Origin of the sequence: Umezawaea sp. NPDC059074 (genome assembly GCF_042738955.1) — a bacterium.
Taxonomy (GTDB): domain Bacteria; phylum Actinomycetota; class Actinomycetes; order Mycobacteriales; family Pseudonocardiaceae; genus Umezawaea.
The window spans coordinates 1-3,592 of record NZ_JBHYHC010000275.1 but is presented as its reverse complement, the minus strand read 5'-3'; the positions used below and the strand labels follow the sequence as shown (position 1 = coordinate 3,592).

The following is a 3,592-nucleotide window of genomic DNA, read 5'->3' as shown; positions in this document are numbered from 1 at the left end:
CGGCCCCCGATTTTTTTTGCGCCCCCCCCATCTTACGCTTTGTCAAGGCGTCTTTCCAGCCTTGACAAAGCGAAAAAGGGTGGGATAATTGGCGCAATCGGGGGTTGACCCCAACACACGGACAACCCCACCCATCCCCCAAACGTCCACCCTCCATCACCTGCGACGGGGGACCCAAGTGCCAGGCTCCACAGCCCAACCCAAAACCCCGAAACCCCACCCCAAGAAGACCCGCCGAACCAGAGCCGCCCGAGCCGCACTAGCCGCCACAACCCTCACTGCCCTAGCCCTGACCCCCTTCACCTGGACCCTCCTCTCCAGCGCCCCGTACCGCCTGACCCCCACCGACGTCCCCACCACCCCAGTAGCCCTAGTCCTAGGCGCAGGCCTCACCAAGGACGGCAAACCCACCCCCTTCCTAGCCGGCCGCCTGGACGTAGCCGCAGACCTCTACCACCGAGGCAAGGTCAAAGTCCTCCTAGTCAGCGGCGACAACAGCCGCACGACCTACGACGAACCCACCTCCATGCGCACCTACCTCCTCACCAAGGGCGTCCCCGACAGAGCCGTAGTAGCCGACTTCGCAGGCTTCGACACCTGGGACTCCTGCGCCCGAGCGAACCGCATCTTCGGCGTGAAACGAGTGACCGTGGTCACCCAAACCTTCCACCTCCCAAGAGCCGTGGCCCTCTGCCGAGCCGCCGGCCTGGAGGCGTTCGGCGTGGGCCACGACACCTCCGAAGCCTTCCCCGAGGGCACCACCTACGGCTGGTTCCGAGAGTCCCTGGCCAGTGGCAAAGCGCTCTGGGACGCCGTCGTCGCCCGCCCCGACCCGACGTTCCTCGGCCCTGCCGAGCAGGGCGTCACCACCGCCCTCAAGCCCTGAAGGACTACTGACAGTACTACTCGGTTAGCCCGATCGGGCGATAAACGGGGCAAGTCGCGTAATCGACCCACCTTTCCCGCCTTTCCTCTGCGTGGGGCTCACGGCCCCACGCGGATCAGGTGGAGGAAGTGACGGTGCAGATCGACACAGCGGCGTACCAGCGCGTGCTCGGCGATGAGCTCCGCAGCCTTCGCAAGCAGCGCGGATGGACCCGCAAGGAGTTGAACAGCCGTCTGCAGAGCGAGATCTCGCTCCAGACGTTGGCGACCTACGAGCTCGGCACGCGGCAGGTGTCCGTCGTGCGGCTGGTGGAGATCTGCGCGGCGTTGGCCGTGCCGGCGCACGAGGTGCTCGCGCGGGTGCACGAACGCGTGTTCGGGGACACGCCCACCGGGCACCTGTCGCTGAACCTCGTCGCGATCGTGGCCGACGAGCGGCCGGAGCTGCAGCCGCTGCGGAGGTGGGCGCAGGGGCGGTTGCAGTCGTTGCCGCTCGGCCAGACCCCGCAGGTGCACCTCGATCTGCCCGCGCTGGAGTACATGGCCCAGTTGTGCCAGCTCAGCACGGTCGAGCTCATCCGGGCGCTGCGTGATCTGGGCGGGACCGCGCGGAGGTAGCGGAGGGCCAAGCTAGACTCGCCGCGTGACCAGGGGCGCGCCCGTTCCAAATGCAGGAAGTCGCTTGCCTACCAACAGCAATGAAGATCCAGCCTCCCCAGCCCGTCTGCCTTTGCGGACCGCGGCTGCCGTGCGCTTGGGCAACATGAGTTCGAAGCTGTCCCAGAAGATGGGGCTCGGCGCAGGCGGCATGATCGGTGGCCGGGTGGCGTTGAAGCTGGACCCGCAGGCGCTCCGGCGCCTGACGTCCGGCAGGCGGGTCGCACTGGTGACCGGCACCAACGGCAAGACCACCAGCACGATGATGCTCAGCCGCGCCGTGACCGCGTTGGGCGAGGTGGCCACCAACCACAGCGGCGCCAACATGCCCGACGGCCACGTGACCGCGCTGAGCAAGCAGCCGGACGCGCCGTACGCGGTGCTGGAGGTCGACGAGGGGTACTTCCCCGCCGTCGCCGCCGCCGCGCAGCCGGACGTCGTGGTGCTGCTGAACCTCAGCCGCGACCAGCTGGACCGCGTCGGCGAGGTGCGCACGATCGAGCGCTCCCTGCGCGACGTGATCTCCAAGCTGCGGGGCTGCACGGTGATCGCCAACTGCGACGACATCATGGTGACGTCGGCGGCCAAGGACGCGCACCGCGTCGTCTGGGTCGCGACCGGCACCGGCTGGCACCACGACTCGGCCTCGTGCCCGAGGTGCGGCGAGCCGATCCGCTGGCAGGGCGAGCACTGGACGTGCAGCACGTGCGACCTGGCCCGGCCCAAGCCGGACTGGGTGACCACGGACGGTTTCCTGATCGCGCCGAACGCCAGCAAGGTGGCGCTGCAACTGCGCCTGCCGGGCAAGTTCAACCAGGCGAACGCGGTGATGGCCACGGCGGCCGCCGCGACGATGGGCGTGCAGATCGAGGAGGCCGTCCGCCGTCTGCGGGGCGTGTCCAACGTCGCGGGCCGGTACCGGACGATCCAGCGCAGCGGGCACACCGCCCGGCTGCTGCTGTCGAAGAACCCGGCCGGCTGGAGCGAGACCCTGACGGTGGTCAAGGAGTCCGACCACCCCGCGGTCCTCGTGATCAACGCGAACGAGGCCGACGGCCGCGACCTGTCGTGGCTGTGGGACGTGCCGTTCGAACGCCTGCGCGGCCGCACCGTGATCGCGTCGGGCGAGCGCGCCACCGATCTGGCCGTGCGCCTGACCTACGCCGAGGTGGAACACCAGATCGTGCCCGACCCGTTGCAGGCCATCGACGCGCTCCCGCAGGGGGCGGTCGAGGTCATCGCGAACTACACCGCGTTCCGCGACCTGAACGCGAGGTCCGCCGGTGAATGACTCGACCGTTCGGATCGCCCTGGTGCTGCCCGACCTGCTGGGCACGTACGGGGACTTCGGCAACGCCGTCGTCCTCGACAAGCGGCTCGCGTGGCGCGGGATCCCGTCGGAGATCGTGTCCGTGAACTTCGGCGAGGCCGTGCCGGACTCGTGCGACATCTACGTCGTCGGCGGCGGCGAGGACACGGCGCAGACGTTGGCCGTGCGCCACCTCCGCGACAACCCCGGTCTCCAGCGGGCCGCCGCGCGCGGCGCCGTGGTGCTCGGCGTGTGCGCGGGCATCCAGATCTTCGGCGAGAAGTTCACCCGCGCCGACGACGTGACCCACCCCGGTCTCGGCCTGATCGACTCGGTCTCCTACGCCGGTGGCTCGCGCGCCATCGGCGAGGTCCTCGCCAAGCCGGCCAACGGCTTGTTCGAGGGTTTCCTGACCGGGTTCGAGAACCACCAGGGCCGCACCGAGCTGGGCCCGGCGGCGCAGCCGCTGGCGCACGTGACCGTGGGCACCGGCAACGACGGCAAGGTGGAGGGCGCGGTGCAGGGCAAGATCCTGTGCACCTACCTCCACGGCCCCGTCCTGCCGCGCAACCCGCAGATCGCCGACCTGCTGATCGAGTGGGCCACGGGCTCCAAGCCCGCCCCGCTCGACCTCCCGGCCGTCACGCGCCTGCGCGCGGAGCGGTCCAAGGCGGCAGGCCAGCGCGTAGAGGCCTGATCTTCCACGAACGACGGAGGGGCTGTGTCCACACCGGACACAGC

At 69.5% G+C, this 3,592-nt stretch carries 4 protein-coding genes; all 4 read left to right on the top strand.

Annotated elements, in window-relative coordinates; all coding sequences use genetic code 11:
- Positions 1–178: 178 nt before the first annotated feature.
- The gene (locus tag ACFWW9_RS45970) at positions 179–886 is read left to right on the top strand and encodes a vancomycin high temperature exclusion protein (protein ID WP_390389959.1); all 708 of its coding nucleotides are present in this window, start codon (positions 179–181) and stop codon (positions 884–886) included.
- A 134-nt stretch (positions 887–1,020) separates the two neighbouring features.
- Positions 1,021–1,503, top strand: a complete 483-nt coding sequence (locus tag ACFWW9_RS45965; RefSeq protein WP_390389956.1) for a helix-turn-helix domain-containing protein — start codon at positions 1,021–1,023, stop codon at positions 1,501–1,503.
- A gap of 145 nt (positions 1,504–1,648) precedes the next feature.
- Positions 1,649–2,833, top strand: coding sequence for a MurT ligase domain-containing protein (locus ACFWW9_RS45960; RefSeq protein ID WP_390389955.1), 1,185 nt, complete (start codon positions 1,649–1,651; stop codon positions 2,831–2,833).
- Complete coding sequence (locus ACFWW9_RS45955; protein ID WP_390389954.1) at positions 2,826–3,548, top strand: type 1 glutamine amidotransferase; 723 nt, start codon at positions 2,826–2,828, stop codon at positions 3,546–3,548. Before ACFWW9_RS45960 ends, ACFWW9_RS45955 begins: the two co-directional genes overlap by 8 nt.
- Positions 3,549–3,592: the final 44 nt, after the last annotated feature.